This window comes from Micromonospora sp. MH33, assembly GCF_003013775.1.
In the GTDB taxonomy this organism is placed as follows: domain Bacteria; phylum Actinomycetota; class Actinomycetes; order Mycobacteriales; family Micromonosporaceae; genus Micromonospora; species Micromonospora fulviviridis.
In genome coordinates this window covers 1-2,447 of record NZ_MUYZ01000541.1, presented here as the reverse complement: position 1 = coordinate 2,447, position 2,447 = coordinate 1, and the positions used below count along the sequence as shown (strand labels likewise).

The window sequence follows — 2,447 nt, the reverse complement described above, 5'->3', positions numbered from 1 at the left end:
GGGGTCAGCCGCCGGGTGGCGAGCCGTTCCAGGTCGACGGGCTGCCAGCCGCGCGGCCAGAGCCGCGCCACGCCGTGGGTCAGCCGGGCGAGCAGCGCCGCGTCCACCGCCGGCGGGTCGCCGACCACCAGCCGGTCCAGGGCCCGTTCGGCTGCGCGTACGTCGGTGCCGCGCGCCGCCGCGAGGGCGTCGGCGAGCACCTGTTCGGCGTCCGGCACGGGTGGCTCCCTCTCTGGCGGCAGGTGGCGGGTCGCGCACCCGGGAACGAACGGTACCGGCGCGGAAGCTTCCCCGACCCGTGAGCGCGCTCACCCGTTCATCCGTCCGGGCCCGGCGTCCGTACTCCTGGCCGGACCGGGGCGGCGCGACGGACGGAGATCGGCGTGGGCGGGCGGGGTGGGCGGGACCGGGGTCTGCACCGCCGGCGGCGGGCGTCCCGCGCCGGCACGCTGACCCTGGTGGTGCTGCTGGTCGCGGCCGGCCTCGGCGCCGGCGGGTACGCCGCCCGGCGGCACCCGGACCTGCTGGTCGCGGCCGGCGTGCGGGCCGGCGCCCCGGCTGCCGGAACGGCCCGCCCGGCGGTGACCCCGCGCGCCGCGCCGCCCGTCCCCGCCGCCGGCCGGGTGCCGCCCGGCATCAGCTACCCGGCCCGGGGTACGGGCGCCTTCCGCACCGCCACCGGCGTCGGCGCCGTGGCCGGCCGCGGTGGCGAGCTGCTCCGCTACCGGGTCGCCGTGGAGGACGGCATCCGCAACGTCGACGTGGAGCGCTTCGCCCGGGAGGTGGCGGCGACCCTGGCCGACCCCCGCGGCTGGACCGGCGACGGCCGGTGGCGGCTGCAACGGGTGGGGCGCGACGACCGGGCCGACTTCACCGTGCTGCTGACCACGCCGGTGACCCGGGGCCGGCTCTGCGCCGACACCACGGACCGCTACACCTCCTGCCGCAACGGCGACCAGGTGGTGATCAACGTGGCCCGCTGGGTGCACGGCGTGCCGCACTTCCGCGACCTCGGCCGCTACCGCCAGTACCTGCTCAACCACGAGGTCGGGCACCGGCTCGGCCGGGGTCACGAACTCTGCCCCCGGGGCGGCGGCCCGGCGCCGGTGATGGAGCAGCAGACGCTCGGCCTGCACGGCTGCACCCCGAACGCCTGGCCCCTGGTGGACGGCGCGCCGCACAGCGGCCCGTCCGGCCAGTACGACGACCCGATCCCGGCCGAGGACTGAGCGCCGAGCTGGAGTAGTCACAGAGGGGTGAATACTGGGCGGGTGGAGAGCGTCCGCCCCCGCCTGCTGCTGGTCGAGGACGACCGTGCCCTCACCGGCCTGCTCGCCGACCTGTTCACCGAGGAGGGGTACGAGGTCGACGTGGCCGGCGACGGGCACAGCGGCCTGCACCACGCGCTGACCCGCGACTACCAGCTCATGGTGGTCGACCGGGGGCTGCCGGCTCTGGACGGGTTGGCGCTGGTGGTCCGGCTGCGCGCCCGCGGCGTGGCCTGCCCGGTGCTGCTGCTGACCGCCCGGGGATCGGTCGACGACCGGGTGGAGGGGCTGGACGCGGGTGCGGAGGACTACCTGGTCAAGCCGTTCGAGGTGGCCGAGCTGCTGGCCCGGCTCCGGGCGCTGCGCCGCCGGCACCCGGAGGCGGCCGGCTGGCTGTCGCTCGGGCGGCGCCGGCTGGACGTCGACAACCGGCGGGTGCTCGACGGCGCCGGGGAGATCCCGCTCTCCGCCCGCGAGTTCGCCGTGCTGCACGCCCTCGCCGGCCGGCCGTCGAAGGTCTTCACCCGGGCCGAGCTGCTCAGCGCCGCCTTCGACAACGCCGACGCGCCGGGCACCGTCGACGCCTGCGTCCACCACCTGCGCCGAAAGCTGGGCCGGGACGCCGTCCGTACGGTGCACGGGCTGGGCTACCGGCTCGGACCGGGCTGAGGCGGGCAGCGGCGTGGACGAGGCCCGGCTGGACCGCGCCCGGCGAACCAGCGTGGCCCAGACCGCCGGGGTGATCGGGATCGTCCTGCTGCTGGTCGGCGCGCTGATGTTCGTGCTCACCAGCCGACAGGAGTCCCGGGCGCTGGACGTCGGGCTGACCGAGGTGCTGGCGGCGGCCGAGGACGTGGACGACCCGCCGCCCGGACAGTTCCTGGCCCGGCAGCGCCCCGGTACGGCGGCGGTCGAGGTGACCAGGAGCGCGTCCCCGGAGCTGGTCCGGATCCTGGACGGCGCGGTCGGGCGACCGCCCGGTCGGTACGAGACCGGCACCCGGGACGATCAGCGGATCCGTGTGCTGGTCGCCGAACGGGCGGACGGCAGCCGCTGGGCGGTCGCCGCCGACCTCGCGCCGCTGCGCCGGCGGCAGGGCCAGCTCGCCGTGGCGCTGCTCGTGGCCGAGCTGGCCGGCCTGGCCGGTGCACTGGTCGCGGCCGCGCTGCTGGCGCGGCG

3 protein-coding genes and 1 pseudogene are annotated in these 2,447 nt (G+C 77.7%); 3 read left to right on the top strand and 1 reads right to left on the bottom strand.

All coding sequences use genetic code 11. The features are described 5' to 3' along the window. Positions 1-218, bottom strand: a pseudogene (locus B0E53_RS35515) (hypothetical protein); the annotation flags it as partial. A 165-nt stretch (positions 219-383) separates the two neighbouring features. Between B0E53_RS35515 and B0E53_RS35510 the strand changes: the two are divergent. The 3 genes from B0E53_RS35510 to B0E53_RS35500 all read left to right on the top strand — a co-directional run. Continuing rightward, positions 384-1,229: a DUF3152 domain-containing protein gene (locus B0E53_RS35510; RefSeq protein ID WP_246835769.1), complete on the top strand. Its 846-nt coding sequence runs from the start codon at positions 384-386 to the stop codon at positions 1,227-1,229. Positions 1,230-1,271: 42 nt separating this feature from the next. Next, the gene (locus tag B0E53_RS35505) at positions 1,272-1,937 is read left to right on the top strand and encodes a response regulator transcription factor (protein WP_107079828.1); all 666 of its coding nucleotides are present in this window, start codon (positions 1,272-1,274) and stop codon (positions 1,935-1,937) included. 13 nt (positions 1,938-1,950) lie between these two features. Then, a partial coding sequence (locus B0E53_RS35500) for a hypothetical protein (RefSeq protein WP_210406348.1) occupies positions 1,951-2,447 on the top strand: 497 nt, incomplete at its 3' end.